This window comes from Candidatus Thiodiazotropha sp. LNASS1, assembly GCF_964212655.1.
Classification (GTDB): domain Bacteria; phylum Pseudomonadota; class Gammaproteobacteria; order Chromatiales; family Chromatiaceae; genus Thiodiazotropha.
This window is the reverse complement of sequence record NZ_OZ156465.1, coordinates 987,197-1,004,496: the sequence shown is the minus strand read 5'-3', so window position 1 is coordinate 1,004,496 and position 17,300 is coordinate 987,197. Positions and strand designations below refer to the sequence as shown.

The 17,300-nt window shown below is 52.1% G+C and carries 16 protein-coding genes; 7 read left to right on the top strand and 9 right to left on the bottom strand.

Annotated elements, in window-relative coordinates; translation table 11 throughout:
* Positions 1-2: 2 nt before the first annotated feature.
* The 7 genes from AB8516_RS04345 to AB8516_RS04315 form a co-directional block, all read right to left on the bottom strand.
* Complete coding sequence (locus tag AB8516_RS04345) at positions 3-527, bottom strand: PilX N-terminal domain-containing pilus assembly protein (protein ID WP_369158431.1); 525 nt, start codon at positions 525-527, stop codon at positions 3-5.
* 8 nt (positions 528-535) lie between these two features.
* On the bottom strand, positions 536-1,381 hold the full coding sequence (locus AB8516_RS04340) for a PilW family protein (RefSeq protein ID WP_369158428.1): 846 nt from the start codon (positions 1,379-1,381) through the stop codon (positions 536-538).
* Position 1,382: 1 nt separating this feature from the next.
* Positions 1,383-1,961, bottom strand: coding sequence for a type IV pilus modification protein PilV (pilV, locus tag AB8516_RS04335; protein ID WP_369158425.1), 579 nt, complete (start codon positions 1,959-1,961; stop codon positions 1,383-1,385).
* Positions 1,958-2,398 (bottom strand): GspH/FimT family pseudopilin, encoded by a 441-nt coding sequence (locus AB8516_RS04330; RefSeq protein WP_369158423.1) that lies wholly within the window; start codon positions 2,396-2,398, stop codon positions 1,958-1,960. Before AB8516_RS04330 ends, pilV begins: the two co-directional genes overlap by 4 nt.
* 468 nt (positions 2,399-2,866) lie before the next feature.
* Positions 2,867-3,826 (bottom strand): 4-hydroxy-3-methylbut-2-enyl diphosphate reductase, encoded by a 960-nt coding sequence (gene ispH / locus AB8516_RS04325; protein WP_369158421.1) that lies wholly within the window; start codon positions 3,824-3,826, stop codon positions 2,867-2,869.
* 24 nt (positions 3,827-3,850) lie between these two features.
* On the bottom strand, positions 3,851-4,336 hold the full coding sequence (locus tag AB8516_RS04320) for a peptidylprolyl isomerase (RefSeq protein ID WP_369158419.1): 486 nt from the start codon (positions 4,334-4,336) through the stop codon (positions 3,851-3,853).
* A 3-nt stretch (positions 4,337-4,339) separates the two neighbouring features.
* Positions 4,340-5,125: a hypothetical protein gene (locus AB8516_RS04315; RefSeq protein WP_369158417.1), complete on the bottom strand. Its 786-nt coding sequence runs from the start codon at positions 5,123-5,125 to the stop codon at positions 4,340-4,342.
* Positions 5,126-5,224: 99 nt separating this feature from the next.
* On the opposite strand from AB8516_RS04315, the gene AB8516_RS04310 reads away from it, so the two are divergent.
* Positions 5,225-5,425 carry a hypothetical protein gene (locus AB8516_RS04310; protein ID WP_108292896.1) on the top strand — a complete coding sequence of 67 codons (201 nt, stop codon included), beginning with the start codon at positions 5,225-5,227 and terminating at the stop codon, positions 5,423-5,425.
* A gap of 132 nt (positions 5,426-5,557) precedes the next feature.
* Here AB8516_RS04310 and AB8516_RS04305 read toward each other — a convergent pair whose 3' ends face one another.
* The gene (locus tag AB8516_RS04305; protein ID WP_369158414.1) at positions 5,558-5,698 is read right to left on the bottom strand and encodes a hypothetical protein; all 141 of its coding nucleotides are present in this window, start codon (positions 5,696-5,698) and stop codon (positions 5,558-5,560) included.
* A gap of 340 nt (positions 5,699-6,038) precedes the next feature.
* On the opposite strand from AB8516_RS04305, the gene AB8516_RS04300 reads away from it, so the two are divergent.
* Genes AB8516_RS04300 through rimO form a run of 3 tightly spaced genes read left to right on the top strand, consistent with a single transcriptional unit; the run spans position 6,039 to position 8,582 of the window.
* Positions 6,039-6,371: a transcriptional regulator gene (locus AB8516_RS04300; protein ID WP_108292898.1), complete on the top strand. Its 333-nt coding sequence runs from the start codon at positions 6,039-6,041 to the stop codon at positions 6,369-6,371.
* Positions 6,368-7,231 (top strand): tetratricopeptide repeat protein, encoded by an 864-nt coding sequence (locus AB8516_RS04295; RefSeq protein ID WP_369158411.1) that lies wholly within the window; start codon positions 6,368-6,370, stop codon positions 7,229-7,231. The genes AB8516_RS04300 and AB8516_RS04295 overlap by 4 nt, the downstream gene beginning before the upstream one ends.
* A 10-nt stretch (positions 7,232-7,241) precedes the next feature.
* Positions 7,242-8,582: a 30S ribosomal protein S12 methylthiotransferase RimO gene (gene rimO, locus AB8516_RS04290; protein ID WP_108293020.1), complete on the top strand. Its 1,341-nt coding sequence runs from the start codon at positions 7,242-7,244 to the stop codon at positions 8,580-8,582.
* Between the two features lie 81 nt (positions 8,583-8,663).
* Here the strand turns inward: rimO and AB8516_RS04285 are convergent, their stop codons facing one another.
* Positions 8,664-8,864 (bottom strand): DUF2892 domain-containing protein, encoded by a 201-nt coding sequence (locus AB8516_RS04285; RefSeq protein ID WP_108292902.1) that lies wholly within the window; start codon positions 8,862-8,864, stop codon positions 8,664-8,666.
* A 159-nt stretch (positions 8,865-9,023) separates the two neighbouring features.
* Here AB8516_RS04285 and AB8516_RS04280 point away from each other — a divergent pair, with 159 nt between their 5' ends.
* From AB8516_RS04280 to AB8516_RS04270, 3 genes are all read left to right on the top strand, one after another.
* Entirely contained in the window at positions 9,024-10,592 is a 1,569-nt protein-coding gene (locus AB8516_RS04280; protein WP_369158409.1) for an AAA family ATPase, read from the top strand.
* A 69-nt stretch (positions 10,593-10,661) separates the two neighbouring features.
* The gene (locus AB8516_RS04275; RefSeq protein ID WP_108292906.1) at positions 10,662-11,000 is read left to right on the top strand and encodes a polysulfide reductase chain A; all 339 of its coding nucleotides are present in this window, start codon (positions 10,662-10,664) and stop codon (positions 10,998-11,000) included.
* A gap of 287 nt (positions 11,001-11,287) precedes the next feature.
* Positions 11,288-17,257: a PKD domain-containing protein gene (locus AB8516_RS04270; RefSeq protein ID WP_369158407.1), complete on the top strand. Its 5,970-nt coding sequence runs from the start codon at positions 11,288-11,290 to the stop codon at positions 17,255-17,257.
* Positions 17,258-17,300 lie beyond the last annotated feature (43 nt).

Below are 17,300 nucleotides of genomic sequence, written 5' to 3'. Positions count from 1 at the left end.
CCTTACTGCCGTATCAGCGCGACTTGCATACGGTTATGTGTCCTGGTGCCGCTACCGCCGACCGTTCCAACGGCATCTGCCTGGAAGAGGTGAGTGATGATATCGAGCTGATGGCCGGAGAAGAGCATATTGCCCTTACCTTCCTTGGGGTCGATTTTGTCTTCATACAGAAGGTCGACATCAACCGACATCGGAGGTTGTTCTGTAAGCGTAGGGTCGATTGGCGTGCCTCCCGGATGAGATTCGAAAAAATCCACATTATGGGCGGTGTTGCCGATGGTGCTTGGAATGTCCAGGTTTGTAGAATCCAATTCGGGACCGGTGACAATCGCAAGGGCGTTCTCAGCAGCTCGAAAGCTCAGTTCCTTGAACTGATGGTTGACTGCAATCTTTGTTTCAAAGTTGGTGTTACGCATTGCAGTTACACTTAACATCGTGATGATGAGGAGCAGAACCATACTGATAACCAATGCCGCACCATTTTGGCTATTTCTATGGTTTGAATATAATCTGGTGTAAGTTGTCATAGCTAGTCCTAATTGTCGGAGGGCTGACGATCCACATGATGAAGATTTCGTAATGAAATCGTGGTGCTAGCGGATTTATAAACGTTATTTGTGTCCGGGGCAGTGAATACTTTGCCGAGAAGATCTAATGTCTCAAGGTCGTCAGGGCGGAAGGTGTTAGGTAGTTCTATATCGTCCCCGGATTGGACAACCAAGCCGATACGGATGGAGACAACTGCTGGCCAACTCGCCTCACCCACCTCATTTGCTGTGAGAAACTGATTCGCAACACCATCAGGTTCATCAACGTCGGTATCTATGCCGTACAGCGCCCGCATCTGCACAATCCCGGAAACGAGGGGTTGAGAGGTAAGTCGTTCGGCGCCCCGATAGACTTGACAAATGAGATTGCCTTCATCATTGACTAAAAAGCGTACAGTGAGCGTATCTGTAAACTCTGCGTCAGCCACTCCGCAGGGTGCGGGACCGGAAGCGTAACGGATGGCTACCACGCTCGAATCTTCGGGATCGGGACTCCAGGGCGAACCTCCAGCTGTAGCACCACTCACTATGCCGTCAGGCACTCTGTCGACAGCGGGAAAAGTACGCGAACCGTTATCGGTTCCTTCATAGGAGTCACTGCCATCGTCTGATGCGGATACGCCCCTTCCTGCCATCACCAGTGCACGGCGCATATCCTGGAAAGCGAAGCGGTAGTTTTCCGTTGCTGCGGCGACGGCTGTCCTCGCATTAAAGGTGTTTTTACTGTCGACATAGATCTTGCCGGCGCCTCCAATAATAAAGATGCCGATGGCGCTGGCAATCATCAATGAGATGATAGAGAAGCCTGATTGATGTTTTTTGGATGGATACATTTTAAGGCGCCCCCGGTATGGCTGTCATGATTACCTGCTCGGTTGCATTGTCTTCGCTTTGCAAAGCCCAGGTGATTGTAATCAACAGGGGGGAAAGATCGGAACAGAGATCAGCATCAGAACCATCGTTATCAATGCAGGTGACAGTTAACTGGCCATCAGGCAAAGCCCCCTGGACACCACCATCGCAGCTGATCTGCCACATATCGTAGGTTGCCATCTGGGTTGGATTGCACTCGCTGACCCCTACGGTATTGGTCATGTTGGGGTTCATGGCACAGAGTGCGGCAGGCGGCGCCGCACAATAATCTATTGGGATTAAGGGTGTATAAGCGTTGTCATGAACGCCCTCATCATCAAAAGCGCTAAGATTCGCATGCATTCGGTCAGACAGGGCAGAGGCGAAATCGATGGCTTTGGATCGATAATCCGCATTGCTCGCACCCTGCAGGGCTGTGACTTGCAGCACCGCCACACCTAACAGGCCTATGGCGATAACGACAGTCGCAACCATCACTTCGATCAGTGTCATGCCTTGACACCTTGCCCGGGAATGAGCGATAGGTGTTGATATCCTCATGGGCACTCTCCATCTTCTACCATTTTGATGAATGGGCGGCCGCTGAGGCTGAGGCAGATGCGACTCTCTAGTGTTCCTTTGTAGCTGATATCGATTGATTGTTCTGCAACAAGATTGGCTCTACCTCTCGGACTGTAAGTAACAGCATCACCGTCGATGGCGATATTGTCGTTTTCCACGGTGTGGTCTAACAGCGTTACATCACCGGATTCCACCAGCCACCCGTCAGCTTCAGGGGTGAAAGTAGCGGTGGCTTCTTGTCTTACAGCTTCGCTACGGGCGTATAATAGGGCTCCCAGCAATTCATTGCTGGTCGTGGAGATAGTATTTCTCTGGATAAATCCTATATAGCTCGGGATGCCGACAGTTACCAGAATTGCTCCGATAACAATGGCCGTCATCAGCTCTACCAATGTGAAGCCACGGACTCGATACATAATAAAACCTCGCTTATTCTGCTTAGTAGCTTAGTTCAGTCGCCATCACAGCGGCATACCGTTTATCGGGAGAGATTGCCCATATGTCTGGAAATAAGTGTCATATCGGGCCCTAAGCACCAATCATCTGACTTTATCGGCAATAAACGGCTCAAAATTAGAGAGATAGTAATAGTGTGCTAAAAATTTGTTTGAATGCAGGAATTAAATGCCTTGGGGCAATGGTGATACATGCTGAATTGTGTTCTTTTTAGGTCTGGTTCACTCAAACAATGGCTTGTTGATGAGAAAAGGCACTCGCTTGGATATTCAGGCCTCGACTCTATCTATTGGGATATCCGAATCTTGAGTTGGTCAATGACGTTTGCCATTGTGTGAAAACGATGATCCTTATTTTGCATCAACCACATGTTGAATTTGTCTTCGAGCTATTGCAAACAGCTGTTATATGAGGATGACAGCGAATTGCTACATCGATTCACCCAATAACGATTTCGGCAAGGCAAACACAACCTGCTCCTCTTTACCTTTGGTCTCCACGACCTTTTCCGCGCCCCATCCCTTTAGTTTATCGATCACATTTTCAACCAGGATTTCAGGGGCGGAGGCGCCGGCGGTGACGCCGATGTTGTGTTTACCATCCAACCATCCCGGATCGATATCCTCGGCGCCGTCGATGAGGTATGCAGAAGGGCCGAACTTTTCCGCGATCTCTCTCAGGCGGTTGGAGTTGGAGCTGTTTGGAGACCCCACCACCAGTACAAGGTCACACTGTTTGGCGAGTTCCTTGACGGCATCCTGACGGTTTTGCGTGGCGTAACAGATATCGTTCTTTTTGGGGCCGATAATATTCGGGAATCGCTGTTGTAAGGTGTTGATGATCTGTTGTGTATCGTCGATGGAGAGGGTGGTTTGCGTGACGAAAGCGATTTTCTCTGGATGCCCTAGATCCAGCACCTCGACATCTTCGCTGGTGACCACCAGGTGGATGCGGCTGTTATCGTCGTCCGCCATGCACTGTCCCATGGTGCCCTCGACCTCGGGGTGCCCCCTGTGGCCGATCAATATCACTTCATAACCGTCCCGACAGCGGCGGGCGACTTCAAGATGTACCTTGGTCACGAGTGGACAGGTGGCGTCGAACACGCGGAGCTGCCGCTGTTTCGCCTCCTCGCGGACCGATTGGGAGACACCGTGGGCACTGAATATCACGGTATGTCCATCCGGAACATCTTTCAGTTCATCGACGAAGATGGCTCCTCGGGCACGCAGACTCTCTACCACAAAACGGTTGTGTACGACCTCGTGGCGGACATAGATTGGCGCCCCCAGGAGCTCCAGGGCACGTTCGACGATTTCGATCGCGCGATCGACGCCGGCGCAAAAGCCTCTGGGATTGGCGAGTAGTATCTGTGGTGTTTGGTTCATCGGTTGTTTGCCGGTCTCGCGTCTTTAATTGGAACCGGGGCCGTTCCCATTCCGATCCGGATCCGGGGCCTCTTGAACATCAAGGATAGTGACTTTATAGTTGAATTGCTTGCCGGACAGAGGATGGTTGAAATCGACTTGAACGCCCTCATCGTAGACCTGTAGAACCGCTCCGGCAAGCTCCTCGCCTTCAGGGGTGGTGAAGGCGATAATCTCACCCGGGTTGAGCGGTTGAGCTGCCGAAAACTCTTGTTTATCCAGCCAATGGATCAGGCTGTTGTCTCTGGGGCCGTAGACATCGTCGCCTTGAACAAGCAGTTCCTGCTCGTCTCCTGCACGCAGCCCGAGAATGGCGAACTCAAGCATCTGTTCCATGGTGTTGTCACCCAGGTTGAAATCCAAGGGTTCATCGCCGTAGGTGGAGATGATTTCCGTACCATCCGGCAAGGTCAGTGAAAAATGCATCTTGACCCGGCTAAGGGGAGCGATTTTTGGTTTGAACTCAGCCATTTTTCACGACTCGGGGATACTCTGTTGCAGTGCGCGCAGTTGAGGCAGATCAAGCTTCAGGCGCTCGCCATGGGAAAGCGCTCGTTGCAACCTGGCCCGGGCGCTGCGTCCCATACATTGATGCTGCGGATCACCCTCGAATGCCATAACCATGGCGGCAATCAATGCCTCCCGGTCGAAGGTTCTGTTTGTCAGGGTTTCCTGCAAGGATATGATCTCTCCGGCAACCTGCCGTGCAAAGGTTTGATGGTGTTGCCAAAGCTCACCCACATTACCGCCGGTGCGTAGTCCGGCTATATTGGTGGTGAGAATGTAGAGATTCTTCAGTACCAGCTGAAACAGCAGCTGTTCCTCATCCGCCAGGACCGACACCGGGATGTTGACCGCGGCCAGGGCGCGAAGCATCAATTCAGACTGAGGGCCGAACACCGGGGAGGGTATGATGACCTTGGCGTCGATGCCCGGCTTTTTTTCGAACCAGATGGAGATGACAGTAGGCGAGTCCACCCCCTGCCAATCGTCGGGTAATAATTCATTCTGCAGCAGGCAGAGACCTGATCGCCATTTCTCGGGTATCCCGTCGAGTACGCCACTCAAGGCGTTTTCACCGACCGCCACGATCACCAGCGCCGGCTGCCCGATCCGCGCGGCTAAATGGTGACTGTCGGTCTCTCGGGTTACCGGGTGGACAGTGAAGCCCAGGCGGAGAAAACCCTTGGCCAGAACGCCGCCTATCTCGCCGACACCGATTAAAACAACCTCATTTCCCGGCATATCATTACTCACCATTGGTTCTACTTTGCAGGACGCATCATAGCGGATTTGCATTATTTTTATAAAGGTCTAACATATCCTTAAGTAGGAGGATTAATAAATATAGGCAGCACCATGATAAATAAAGAAATTATTGTCAATCACGAGCTTCCTCTCTATGAAGTTCAAGAGGTTTCCCTACTCGATGCGATGTTACTTTTGAAAGAGCAGGGTAGTTCTGCCCGGGAGTCGTCGATCTCCCGCGCCGCTGAAATGATAAAGCATCGAAGCCAGGCGCGATCGATGAACGCAGATTGGCCCATGACTGGCACATAGAGGCTCAGTAGGCCAAGTTTCAGTAGAAAGGTAGGGAGGTCGAGTAGGGTGATATTCTGCCGTATTGGTCAGCCTGGATCACCATAACAATACAGGCTGAGTTGTGCAGATGCATCCTCTCAATCCGCTGATTCAGACGAGTATCTCCTGGGTGACGAAGAGGATACCTATAGAGACGATGACCACCGCCACCGCCAGGTATTGAAACAGAATACAGATTCCAGGTAGGTCATTGCAGACTTTGCTGAATCGGCAAATCTTGCAGTTTTTCATTCTCATACCTCACAAACTACAGAGGTCGGCAGCTCTACTTTATAAGATGAGCCGACCGTTGCTGCTTAGGCCAGGGTGGCCTGAGCGATGGCTCATTGAGCCCATCTTATTCCACTATGCACAACACGATCGCTCAGGTGGCTGGTGTTCCTGGACGACGCTGGGTTGCAGTAATCAACCGGCAATCATGGTCGCACACTTTCTCAGGTGTTGGAAGTGGGCAGTCTTGCCGGAAAATACCAGGGTATATCTAAGTATTTGTTTTTAGAAGGTTCGCTTTGATGATGTCTGTGATCGTATTAACATATCCCCTGGTTTCACTCGATATATGGAGAAGCGGATGCTGATTGAAGGCCCTTTGAAGATTGCCGTGCTGGATGATCCTGAACAACCGGGGCGCGAACTGCATATCAGTTTTACCTCTGAGTTTCAGGCGCTTGAGCAATCGGGCCAGGCAAACACCTTCGTCGAGTATCTACAACTCCTGGGACGCAGTATCGAGTCACTTTCGGAGGGCGATCCCAATCGGGCAGGGATGTTGATCGTACAACAGATCGCAGAACAGCTGTTGCCGCATCTGCAGACCGGGGATTTGGAGATCTCGGAGACGATTATCGTCGAGATGGGACGGGATTATGCCAGTGACTCCCTCATGGGCCTGCTCAATTCATGAGCGATGCCGCTTATATCCTGGAGGGGACAGTTGACAACTTTGACCGGCTGGTGGTGGAGAACTCCAAACGGGGTCTGGTAATAGTCGATTTCTGGGCGCCCTGGGTGGGACCGTCCCTCAAACAGCGTGAGATTTTTGTCGACCTGGCCAAGCGTTACCAGGGGCGTTTCCTGTTGGTATCGATCAACACCGACGAACAGAAGCCGCTGGCTGAACGGTTCGCTGTGCGCAGTCTGCCCTCATTCAAACTCTTCCACCAGGGAGAGATGGTGGCGGAGTTTCATGGGGTGCAGCCGGAAGCCGATTATTCACGGATTATCGACGAATATGTACAGCGACAGCCCGACCCTGTCAGTCGCGAGGCGATTGTCGCCTGGCAGGCGGGAGATCCGGAAAAGGCATTGCAGTTGCTAGCCGAAGCGGTGGTGGCCGATCCTGAAAACCTTGCCTTGCCGGCGTTGATGAGCAAGATCCTCATGCGTCAGCAACGCACTCGTGATGCCCATGCCCTGCTGAGTTCACTACCGGAGCAGGCCCGGGATGCGGTGGAAGTGCGCAACCTGCTGGCGCATCTGGATATCATCGTTACTGCTGAGGATGCGGATCCGCCAACAACCCTGATGCAACGTTTGCAGGCAGACCCCAAGGATGCCGATTCGCTCTATCAGCTTGCCGCGGTACGCCTGGTCGGAGATGATTTAGAGGCAGCCCTCAAGCTGTTGCTTGAAGTTGCACGTAGCCATCCTGGTTATCGTAACGGTATTGCGCGTAAAGCCATGCGGGCCGTACTGGATCAACTCGATGCCGGCGATGAACAGGTTGCACATTATCGTCGTGAACTCTATCGGCTCGATTACTGAATTTAAAAAGATGCCTGAAACACCCCCACAGATCGGTTTTGTCAGCCTGGGTTGTCCCAAGAACCTGGTCGATTCGGAGCAGATACTGAGTCGTCTACGGGCGGAAGGGTATCAGCTTTCCGCCAGTTATGATGGCGCAGATCTGGTACTGGTGAATACGTGCGGTTTTATCGATGCGGCTGTGGAGGAGTCTCTTGAGGCAATCGGCGAGGCGCTGGAGGAGAACGGCAGGGTCATCGTTACCGGTTGCCTGGGCAAGGATGAGTCACGTATTCGAGATGCACACCCACAGGTACTGGCGGTGACGGGGCCCCACGCCTATGCGGAGGTGATGGATGCTGTACACCGGCAGCTTCCGCCTCCCCATGATCCTTTTACCAGTCTGGTTCCACCGCAGGGTATAAAACTGACCCCCGGGCACTATGCCTATCTGAAGATCTCTGAAGGCTGTAATCACAGCTGCAGCTTTTGCATCATTCCTGATCTGCGCGGTCCCCTGGTGAGCCGGCCTTTGGGGGAAGTCATGCTTGAAGCCCAGCGGCTGGTCGAATCGGGAGTCAGGGAGTTGCTGGTCGTCTCCCAGGACACCAGTGCCTATGGCGTGGATATCAAATACCGACCCGATTTTTGGCAGGGCAGGCCGGTCGCCACGAAATTAGCATCCTTAGCCGCTGCCCTTGGGGAGTTGCAGGCCTGGATAAGACTCCACTATGTCTATCCCTATCCCCACGTGGATGACCTGATCCCATTAATGGCGGAGGGCCATGTCCTGCCCTATCTCGATATGCCGCTGCAACACGGCAATGTACGGATTCTGCAAGCCATGAAACGGCCGGCTGCCACCGAGAAGGTATTGGGCAGAATTGAGCGCTGGCGTCGGGAGTGCCCGGATCTGACCCTGCGCAGTACGTTCATTGTCGGATTTCCCGGTGAGACAGAGGCGGAATTCGAAGAACTGCTGGCATTTCTGCGCGAGGCACAGCTCGATCGGGTGGGTTGTTTTGCCTACTCACCCGTTAAGGGAGCCCAGGCCAATGATCTGCCGGACCCGGTGCCGGACGAGGTCAAAGAGGCCCGTCGTGCCAGGTTTATGCAGGTACAGGCGGAGATCAGCCGTGAACGATTACAGGCGAAAATAGGTAACAGGATGGTGGTTCTGGTTGATGAGGTCAGAGATAAACAGGTGGTGGCCCGTAGTGCTGCGGATGCCCCCGAGATCGACGGTCGGGTATTCATTCCCGGCGCCTGGGATCTGCAACCTGGGGATTTTATAGAGGTACGGGTTACTGCCGCGACGGCCCACGATCTGCGGGTGGAACCTGTGGATGTGGATGAATCGGAGAGTGAATAGGGTAGTGGATCTGGCGCATCCATGCGCCATGCCAACCGAAGGAGAGGGCGAATCGCCCTTTAATTTGTGATGGCCATTAAATCAGAATGCAGAGCCGCTCTGCCTGCCCATCTTCTTTAGAATTGTAGCCAATGGACAGAATCCGGTGAATGCGGATTGTAAAAGATTGAGCCCAACGAAGGCGGTCAGGAAGAGCCAATAGGAGTGATGGTAGTGTGAAAGCACTACACTCAGAAGGATTACAACACCCGCAAAAGCGAGAACGATTCGGTCGATATTCATGGATTTGCCTCTAAACTGTCTATGTTTATCCATCAGCCACACCTGAAATAGATGGATCAGGATGTGTCATTCATGGAATCAGCCATCGCGATAACAGCCTGCGAAAAATTGGACGCTATATTAGCACTATCTAATATTTAGTCAAGGACATAACCAATCATGACCCTGAACCATGAAGAAGCAGATATACAGGATCGTTTGATAGCGCGATTGGTGCATTGTCCGGTGTGCTTTGGCGATCCCCAGTGTGAAGTGGAGCATATTGAGACCCATATCTCACACCTGCTTTTGGCGGGGGATCGGGTCTATAAGATCAAGAAACCACTGGATCTCGGATTTCTCGATTTCTCAACCCTGGAAAAACGGCGACAGTGTTGCGAAGAGGAGCTGCGTCTCAACAGCCGATTGGCGCCGGACCTCTACCTGGGTGTGGTGGGCATTGGAGGCACTTTGGATTCGCCGCGAATCGATGCGGATGAGGGAATCATCGAGTATGCGGTAGAAATGCGCCGGTTTCGCCAACAGGATCTGCTCAGTCACGCGCTGCCGGACAGAGAACAGATCGAGTATCTGGCCCGCTTACTTGCAGACTTCCATCATTCAATACCCTCGATCAGTCATGGTATGCCCTACGGTACTCCGGAGCATATCATTCAGCCCATTCTGGAGAACTTTCGGCTCATACGGGGCTTGAAACAGCCGCTGTTTGAAATCGAACGATTGAATGTCCTGCAAACCTGGGCCGAGCAACAAAGCACGGTTCTGCAACCCATCATGGAAGAGCGCTATTATGCAGGCCATATCCGCGAATGCCATGGTGACCTCCACCTGGGTAACATCACACTGTTTGAAAATAAGATCACACCCTTTGACGGCATCGAATTCAATCCCGATCTGCGCTGGATAGATACCCTCAGCGATATCGCCTTCCTGCTCATGGATCTGCAGCATCGCGGGATGAATTCTGCGGCTTCCCAGCTTCTCAACAGCTACCTGGAGCGAACGAACGATTACGCAGGATTGCCTTTGCTGCGCTTCTATCTGCTCTATCGCGCCACCGTGCGGGCCAAGGTTAGCGCCATCAGGGCTACGCAGTCGGGATTGCAACATGAGGAGTGGGAGCAGCAACTGGAAGAGTATCGAAGTTTCCTCAGCCTGGCGGAGTCGGTGATTCGCCATCCGCCCGCTTCGCTGATCCTGACCCATGGAGTCTCCGGCTCGGGAAAGAGTACAGTCAGTGGCTGGCTCGCAGAGCAGTTGATGGCGATCAGGATAAGATCCGACGTGGAACGCCGGCGTCTGTTTCCTGAGCGGGAGGGCTCCGGTGTTGAAATTGAGCGCTACAGCGAACGTGCATCACGCATTACCTACAATCATCTGGCGGGAATGGCAAAACAGCTGCTGCGATCGGGTTTTTCGGTGATCATCGATGCCACCAGTCTGGCACAATGGCAACGAGAGTTGTTTCTTCAATTGTCGCAGAGCCAGCAGGCACCGATGGTCATCATCGATTGTCAGGCAGAGGAATCGCTGCTGAAAAAACGTATCCGGGAGAGGTGTGACAGCGGGCAGGACGCCTCTGAAGCCGATCTTGCAGTACTCAAGCTACAGCAAGAGAAACGCCAGCCGTTAACCGCCTCGGAACTGGAAAGGACAATTGTCGTCGACAGCGAACACTTTCCACCTTCGGGACTGCTGGCCACTGTGCTGCAACGATTGATGCGATAGCATGTTGTGGGTAGCGGGTAATCCCTTTTTATATGAACCTATTTGATAGATGACATACAGGTTTTAATAATGCGTTTTCCTCAACTCAAGATCGGCCAGCAATTCGAATATCAGGGCAAGCAATATACCAAGACAGGCCCTTTGACTGCCTCTGAAGAGGGAACGGGCGCCAGCGCTATGATCAGGCGTTCGGCAGAGGTGACACTCATTGATGGAGCAGTATCTGGAGCACTAAAACAACAAGTCAAGCAGAGCTACAGCCGGGAAGAGGTGAATGAGTTGTGTAAAGGATACAGGACTAGAATTATCCAGGAATCGCAGAAGATAGCTGATGTAAATGGCACCTTGCAACTCGAACAACTGCTTGTATTAATCAAAGATAATGACATGTTTGAATCAATCCTGTGATTAATAGTTTATACCAAACGGTGGTTGACCTGCTGGTTTCAGTAAAAGAATGCTGAATTGATTGACTGCAGGTTTGTTGATCTGCGTCATTTTGATTTTATTATTGTCGTAGTTATGATTCCCCACTGATTTTCTTTAAAGCAGTATCATTCTCAGTTTGCCTGCTTTGGCGGACTGTCGTAGTTATGAACTGGATTTCATGTAGGTGAACAAGGATGCTCAATCATTCCGCAAAATCGTCTCCATATTCTTTCATAACTTTACCTCTTATCATATTTACATGCCTATTGATCGTTGAAAGCGATCTAAATGCTGCGCTGATTGTAAACGCCGGTCCCGACCAGATTGTTACAGCAGGTGAACAGGTTCAGTTGGATGGAAGTGCCAGTAGCGAGACAGACGGCACCATTGCCAGTTTTCACTGGTATCAGGTACGTGGCCCGGTAGTCACTCTTGAGAGTGCCAGAACAGCCATTGCCAGCTTTCAAGCGCCGGCAAACGCCGAGCTTGAGTTTGGCTTAAGATTGGTTAGTGACACGGATGAAGTCGCAACTGATCGGGTAGTTATCCGAACAGATCCTTATAATAATATACTACCACAAGCCAATGCGGGAATTGATCAAATAGTCGCAACTGGCGATCTGGTGCAACTAGATGCCACAGCCAGTAGTGATGCCGATGGCACGATCATAAAATATCGTTGGCATCAATCTCGTGGACCCAATGTACAATTGATTGATGCGCAGACTGCGGTATCCAGCTTTCAAGCGCCGCCTAATGCTGAATTGGGATTTTCACTGAGGATTGAAGATAACGCGGGTGCAATTGCTACAGATGGCGTTGTCATTCGAGTGGAACCTTATACCAACCAACCACCTGTTGCCGATGCGGGTATCGATCAGACAATTGCCGCCGGTGAGACGGTACAGCTGGACGGTAGTGCGAGTAGCGATGCGGATGGCACGATTGTCAGATACATCTGGACCCAAAACCGCGGGCCCTCGGTGGTGCTTCAAGACAGCCGGACGGCGACACCGAGTTTTACGATGCCGGCGAATGCCGAGCTGGCATTTACACTGACTGTCATCGATGATTCGGGAGCAGTCACGAGAGATGGCGTTGTGGTTCGCAGTGCGATCAATATCAATCAACCACCTGTTGCCGATGCGGGTATCGATCAGACAATTGCCGCCGGTGAGACGGTACAGCTGGACGGCAGTGCGAGTAGCGATGCGGATGGCACGATCGTCAGATACATCTGGACCCAAAACCGCGGGCCCTCGGTGGTGCTTCAAGACAGCCGGACGGCGACACCGAGTTTTACGATGCCGGCGAATGCCGAGCTGGCATTTACACTGACTGTCATCGATGATTCGGGAGCAGTCACGAGAGATGGCGTTCTGGTTCGCAGTGCGGTCAATATCAATCAACCACCTGTTGCCGATGCGGGTATCGATCAGACAATTGCCGCCGGTGAGACGGTACAGCTGGACGGCAGTGCGAGTAGCGATGCGGATGGCACGATCGTCAGATACATCTGGACCCAAAACCGCGGGCCCTCGGTGGTGCTTCAAGACAGCCGGACGGCGACACCGAGTTTTACGATGCCGGCGAATGCCGAGCTGGCATTTACACTGACTGTCATCGATGATTCGGGAGCAGTCACGAGAGATGGCGTTGTGGTTCGCAGTGCGATCAATATCAATCAACCACCTGTTGCCGATGCGGGTATCGATCAGACAATTGCCGCCGGTGAGACGGTACAGCTGGACGGCAGTGCGAGTAGCGATGCGGATGGCACGATCGTCAGATACATCTGGACCCAAAACCGCGGGCCCTCGGTGGTGCTTCAAGACAGCCGGACGGCGACACCGAGTTTTACGATGCCGGCGAATGCCGAGCTGGCATTTACACTGACTGTCATCGATGATTCGGGAGCAGTCACGAGAGATGGCGTTGTGGTTCGCAGTGCGGTCAATATCAATCAACCACCTGTTGCCGATGCGGGTATCGATCAGACAATTGCCGCCGGTGAGACGGTACAGCTGGACGGCAGTGCGAGTAGCGATGCGGATGGCACGATCGTCAGATACATCTGGACCCAAAACCGCGGGCCCTCGGTGGTGCTTCAAGACAGCCGGACGGCGACACCGAGTTTTACGATGCCGGCGAATGCCGAGCTGGCATTTACACTGACTGTCATCGATGATTCGGGAGCAGTCACGAGAGATGGCGTTGTGGTTCGCAGTGCGGTCAATATCAATCAACCACCTGTTGCCGATGCGGGTATCGATCAGACAATTGCCGCCGGTGAGACGGTACAGCTGGACGGCAGTGCGAGTAGCGATGCGGATGGCACGATCGTCAGATACATCTGGACCCAAAACCGCGGGCCCTCGGTGGTGCTTCAAGACAGCCGGACGGCGACACCGAGTTTTACGATGCCGGCGAATGCCGAGCTGGCATTTACACTGACTGTCATCGATGATTCGGGAGCAGTCACGAGAGATGGCGTTCTGGTTCGCAGTGCGGTCAATATCAATCAACCACCTGTTGCCGATGCGGGTATCGATCAGACAATTGCCGCCGGTGAGACGGTACAGCTGGACGGCAGTGCGAGTAGCGATGCGGATGGCACGATCGTCAGATACATCTGGACCCAAAACCGCGGGCCCTCGGTGGTGCTTCAAGACAGCCGGACGGCGACACCGAGTTTTACGATGCCGGCGAATGCCGAGCTGGCATTTACACTGACTGTCATCGATGATTCGGGAGCAGTCACGAGAGATGGCGTTGTGGTTCGCAGTGCGATCAATATCAATCAACCACCTGTTGCCGATGCAGGACCTGACTTGGTAGTAATTGAAGGTGAATTGGCTCAACTGGATGGTAGTGCAAGTTCAGATCCGGATGGAGAAATATCTCGCTTTATCTGGTCGCAACGTAGTGGGCCGACAGTTCAACTCAACGACAAAAATAGTGCCACACCGAATTTTGTTGCTACTACAGCAGGGGATATCCTATTACGATTGATCGTTGAAGATGATCGCGGCACACGGGTAACAGATGATGTACATATAACTGTCCAAGTAGGTGGTAATTCCCCCCCGATTGCCGATGCAGGCCCTGATGCAACACATTTAGAGACGCGTTATCACCAATTTAACGGTAGATCAAGTAGCGATAGTGATGGTTCCATTGCCAGTTATTTATGGGAACAAATCTCAGGTCCAACAGTAAATATTAGTGAAGCAAACGCATCGAGATCTATTTTCAGCGTTAACATGCCCGAGGTTGATCAAGACACAGAACTTCGTTTTAGACTCACCGTGACTGACGATGGTGGATTAAGCTCGTCTGACGAGATCGTTGTTTTGGTGCTTGACAACCTACCACCTCAACCCTTGGCGATAGACGAAATAACCATAGTCGAAGGCAGCTATCATGTTCTGGATGCTTCTCAATATTTCTCCTTTCAACCAGAAGATGGTTTTTGGTCTTTGACTGGCTATCAATGGCGGCAGATCAGTGGTCCTCCAGCGATATTGCAATATAGGCAATATCGGGAACAGGTCAGGATACTGGCGCCGGAAGTTGATGTTGCGACTGACTTGATATTTGAGGTGGGGGTTGAAGATCGTTTCGGCCTGCCAGCAACCAACACGGTTACAGTACATGTTGTCAACCCAGAAGATCTTCCGCCAAATAACCCGCCAGTTGCTGTTGCAGGCGAGGATAGAATCAGCTCAAGTAAATACTTTCTTATTGTTGATGGTACGAACAGCCATGATATAGATGGCGAAATTGTATCCTATGAATGGTCGGTTATCGATTCACCAGGTTATGTCGGATCATTCAGAGGAGACAGCCAATATCCAATAAATCATGCCTCGGTCTATGAACCTGGTGATTACACTCTACGGTTGACGGTAACGGATGACAGGGGTGGCATATCCACCGATGACGTGATTGTCAACTTCAATCCATATACGAGTTCGACAGATAATCCACCAGATGCCGATGCCGGTACCCACTATAAAACGCCCCTCAGATATTGGCAATTGGACGATTCATTGAGGCTTGATGGTAGTGACAGTGCAGATGCAAACGGTTCAATCGTCTCATTCCAATGGCAACAGCTATCGGGGCCAACAGTGGATATTGCCAATCCAGACAGCTCGGTTACCTCATTTATCCCTCAACCATTCGATGGCTCCGCAACCAGTTCTAACCCTATTGAATACCGGTTTCTCTTGATGGTCACTGATGACGAAGGGGATAAGGACGAGAGTTTCGTGAGGCGTCAGATCTATTTAGTAAATAGCGAGCCCACTGCAAATTTCAACCACCAGCCAATCCTAAGCTTGGCGGATAGCGTCATTCAATTGGATGCGTCATCAAGTTACGATCGCGATCCCAATGACTATATCTCAAGCTATCGCTGGAGCCAGTACTATGGTCCTACAGTCACATTCCTGGACAATTCGGTCCAACCAAGGGTACAGCTGCCGGATAGAAATACGGTCTCCGGTTTGGCGAGTGTGGGGATCGAACTCATTGTGACTGATCTCTATGGCGCTGACACACGTTTTCCTGAAACCCTGCCATTTTGGATCGTTTCACCTGATTATCAAGCAGCGCTGTTTACTGCCGGTGACGATATCTATGTGCAGGCGGGATCCCAGGTGACTATAACGGGAGAGCCTTATGTGCCTGCAGAGTGTAATCCGATCACCGGCTGTGTGGACGATAGCGCCGGTCTCCACTGGTTGCAGCTCGCGGGACCCCCTATAGAGTTGATGCAGAGTCGTGGTTGGAGCCTCTCTTTCACGGCTCCGCCTGTAACCGAGCGTGTGGAATTGATCTTTGGCTTGACCAAGATAGTGTCCGCTTTCAATAATCGGGCTGTGACGGAAGTCGATCCGGTCAAGGTGTATCTACTTCCTCAGGGGGCCGCACTGACGGCCGATGCGGGTCCGGATCAAGAGAGTCCGGAGAAAAACCTGGTAACCCTTGACGGCTCCGGCAGCTATGATCCGCATGGCTTGATAGAACAATTTCATTGGATACAGTTGGAGGGTCCGCAGGCCTTGTTGACTAAGCCACATGAAGCGATAACTGAGGTGGCTCTGCCTGCTTTGGCTGTTGAAGCGGATCTGGTGTTTCAACTCACTGTGGCCAACGATTGGGAGATGGAGGCGGTCGATACGGTCAGAATAAGAGTGACGCCCGATCTGACCGACGGCGATATCGATGCCGACGGCGTCAGCGACGACAACGACCGCTTTCCCGATAATCCAGGCGAAGCCTACGACTTCGACGATGACGGTATCGGCGACATCGGGGACACTGACAGGGATGGGGATGGTGTTGAAAATGATCTCGATTATTATCCCAACGATCCGCAAAGACAGAATCCGCCTCAGATAGATATAACAGAGCCGATGAACGGTGCGGATATCGAATCGGGATACGTCATCGTAAAGGGCACACTAGACGGACCGGCAAGCATAGGCGCCACCGTTAACGGCATTGTTGCAGAGAGAGGGGGAGAGCCCTATGGCAGTGAATTCGTCGCCAGGATACCGCTTGCCGTGGGCGCCAATGAAATTGAGGTTTTGGCGACAACACTAAGTCGTCAACAGGTGAGCCAGACCCTGACCGTCAATCGGGTTGGTTCTAGCCCGATTCGATTTTTCGTGTCTGAAAGCAGTGGCCTGACACCATTGGAAAATCGGCTAAGCCTGGTCAACGAAGGTGAGAGTCCGATCACTCAGGTCGATATCGACTACGAAGGCGATGGGGCTATCGACGAGACTTTGGTCGACGACTTCGAGAGGGATCTGTTGTATGTCTACGAAACGGAGGGAATCTACTATCCGACCGCGATCGTGACGGATGTGGATGGCGTGCAATACACCCTGACTCAGGTTGTCAACGCAATCCCAGAAATGCGCATACTAGCCCAGTTGGAGGATCACTGGTCCGGTATGAACAATGCCCTCAATGACGGCAATCTCGGCTTGGCGCTGGAACATATTGCTGCCAGCCACAGCGAGAAATTCAGCAGGCAGTTTACCTATCTGATGCCAAGAATGCCTGAGATCATTGCAAGTTATTCTTCTTTATATGTCGAATCTCTCTCACTGGATCACTCCTTTGTCCATGTGGTGCGAACCATCGATGGTGAGAATCGAGTCTTTACGGTCGGTTTCAACCAAGACATTTTTGGGGTGTGGCGGATCATCAGTATGTAGTATCTGACTTGTGTAAACTCATGAAAATATGGTGAGAGAATGA

What these genes read in the sequence shown, in the direction of transcription:
- AB8516_RS04295 (WP_369158411.1), top strand. Translation starts at nt 6,368, where the DNA reads ATGAGCGATGCCGCTTATATCCTGGAGGGGACAGTTGACAACTTTGAC.
- AB8516_RS04275 (WP_108292906.1), top strand. Translation starts at nt 10,662, where the DNA reads ATGCGTTTTCCTCAACTCAAGATCGGCCAGCAATTCGAATATCAGGGC.
- rimO (WP_108293020.1), top strand. Translation starts at nt 7,242, where the DNA reads ATGCCTGAAACACCCCCACAGATCGGTTTTGTCAGCCTGGGTTGTCCC.
- ispH (WP_369158421.1), bottom strand. Translation starts at nt 3,826, where the DNA reads ATGAACCAAACACCACAGATACTACTCGCCAATCCCAGAGGCTTTTGC.
- AB8516_RS04315 (WP_369158417.1), bottom strand. Translation starts at nt 5,125, where the DNA reads ATGGTGAGTAATGATATGCCGGGAAATGAGGTTGTTTTAATCGGTGTC.
- AB8516_RS04300 (WP_108292898.1), top strand. Translation starts at nt 6,039, where the DNA reads ATGCTGATTGAAGGCCCTTTGAAGATTGCCGTGCTGGATGATCCTGAA.
- AB8516_RS04285 (WP_108292902.1), bottom strand. Translation starts at nt 8,864, where the DNA reads ATGAATATCGACCGAATCGTTCTCGCTTTTGCGGGTGTTGTAATCCTT.
- AB8516_RS04330 (WP_369158423.1), bottom strand. Translation starts at nt 2,398, where the DNA reads ATGTATCGAGTCCGTGGCTTCACATTGGTAGAGCTGATGACGGCCATT.
- AB8516_RS04310 (WP_108292896.1), top strand. Translation starts at nt 5,225, where the DNA reads ATGATAAATAAAGAAATTATTGTCAATCACGAGCTTCCTCTCTATGAA.
- pilV (WP_369158425.1), bottom strand. Translation starts at nt 1,961, where the DNA reads ATGAGGATATCAACACCTATCGCTCATTCCCGGGCAAGGTGTCAAGGC.
- AB8516_RS04345 (WP_369158431.1), bottom strand. Translation starts at nt 527, where the DNA reads ATGACAACTTACACCAGATTATATTCAAACCATAGAAATAGCCAAAAT.
- AB8516_RS04305 (WP_369158414.1), bottom strand. Translation starts at nt 5,698, where the DNA reads ATGAAAAACTGCAAGATTTGCCGATTCAGCAAAGTCTGCAATGACCTA.
- AB8516_RS04340 (WP_369158428.1), bottom strand. Translation starts at nt 1,381, where the DNA reads ATGTATCCATCCAAAAAACATCAATCAGGCTTCTCTATCATCTCATTG.
- AB8516_RS04320 (WP_369158419.1), bottom strand. Translation starts at nt 4,336, where the DNA reads ATGGCTGAGTTCAAACCAAAAATCGCTCCCCTTAGCCGGGTCAAGATG.
- AB8516_RS04280 (WP_369158409.1), top strand. Translation starts at nt 9,024, where the DNA reads ATGACCCTGAACCATGAAGAAGCAGATATACAGGATCGTTTGATAGCG.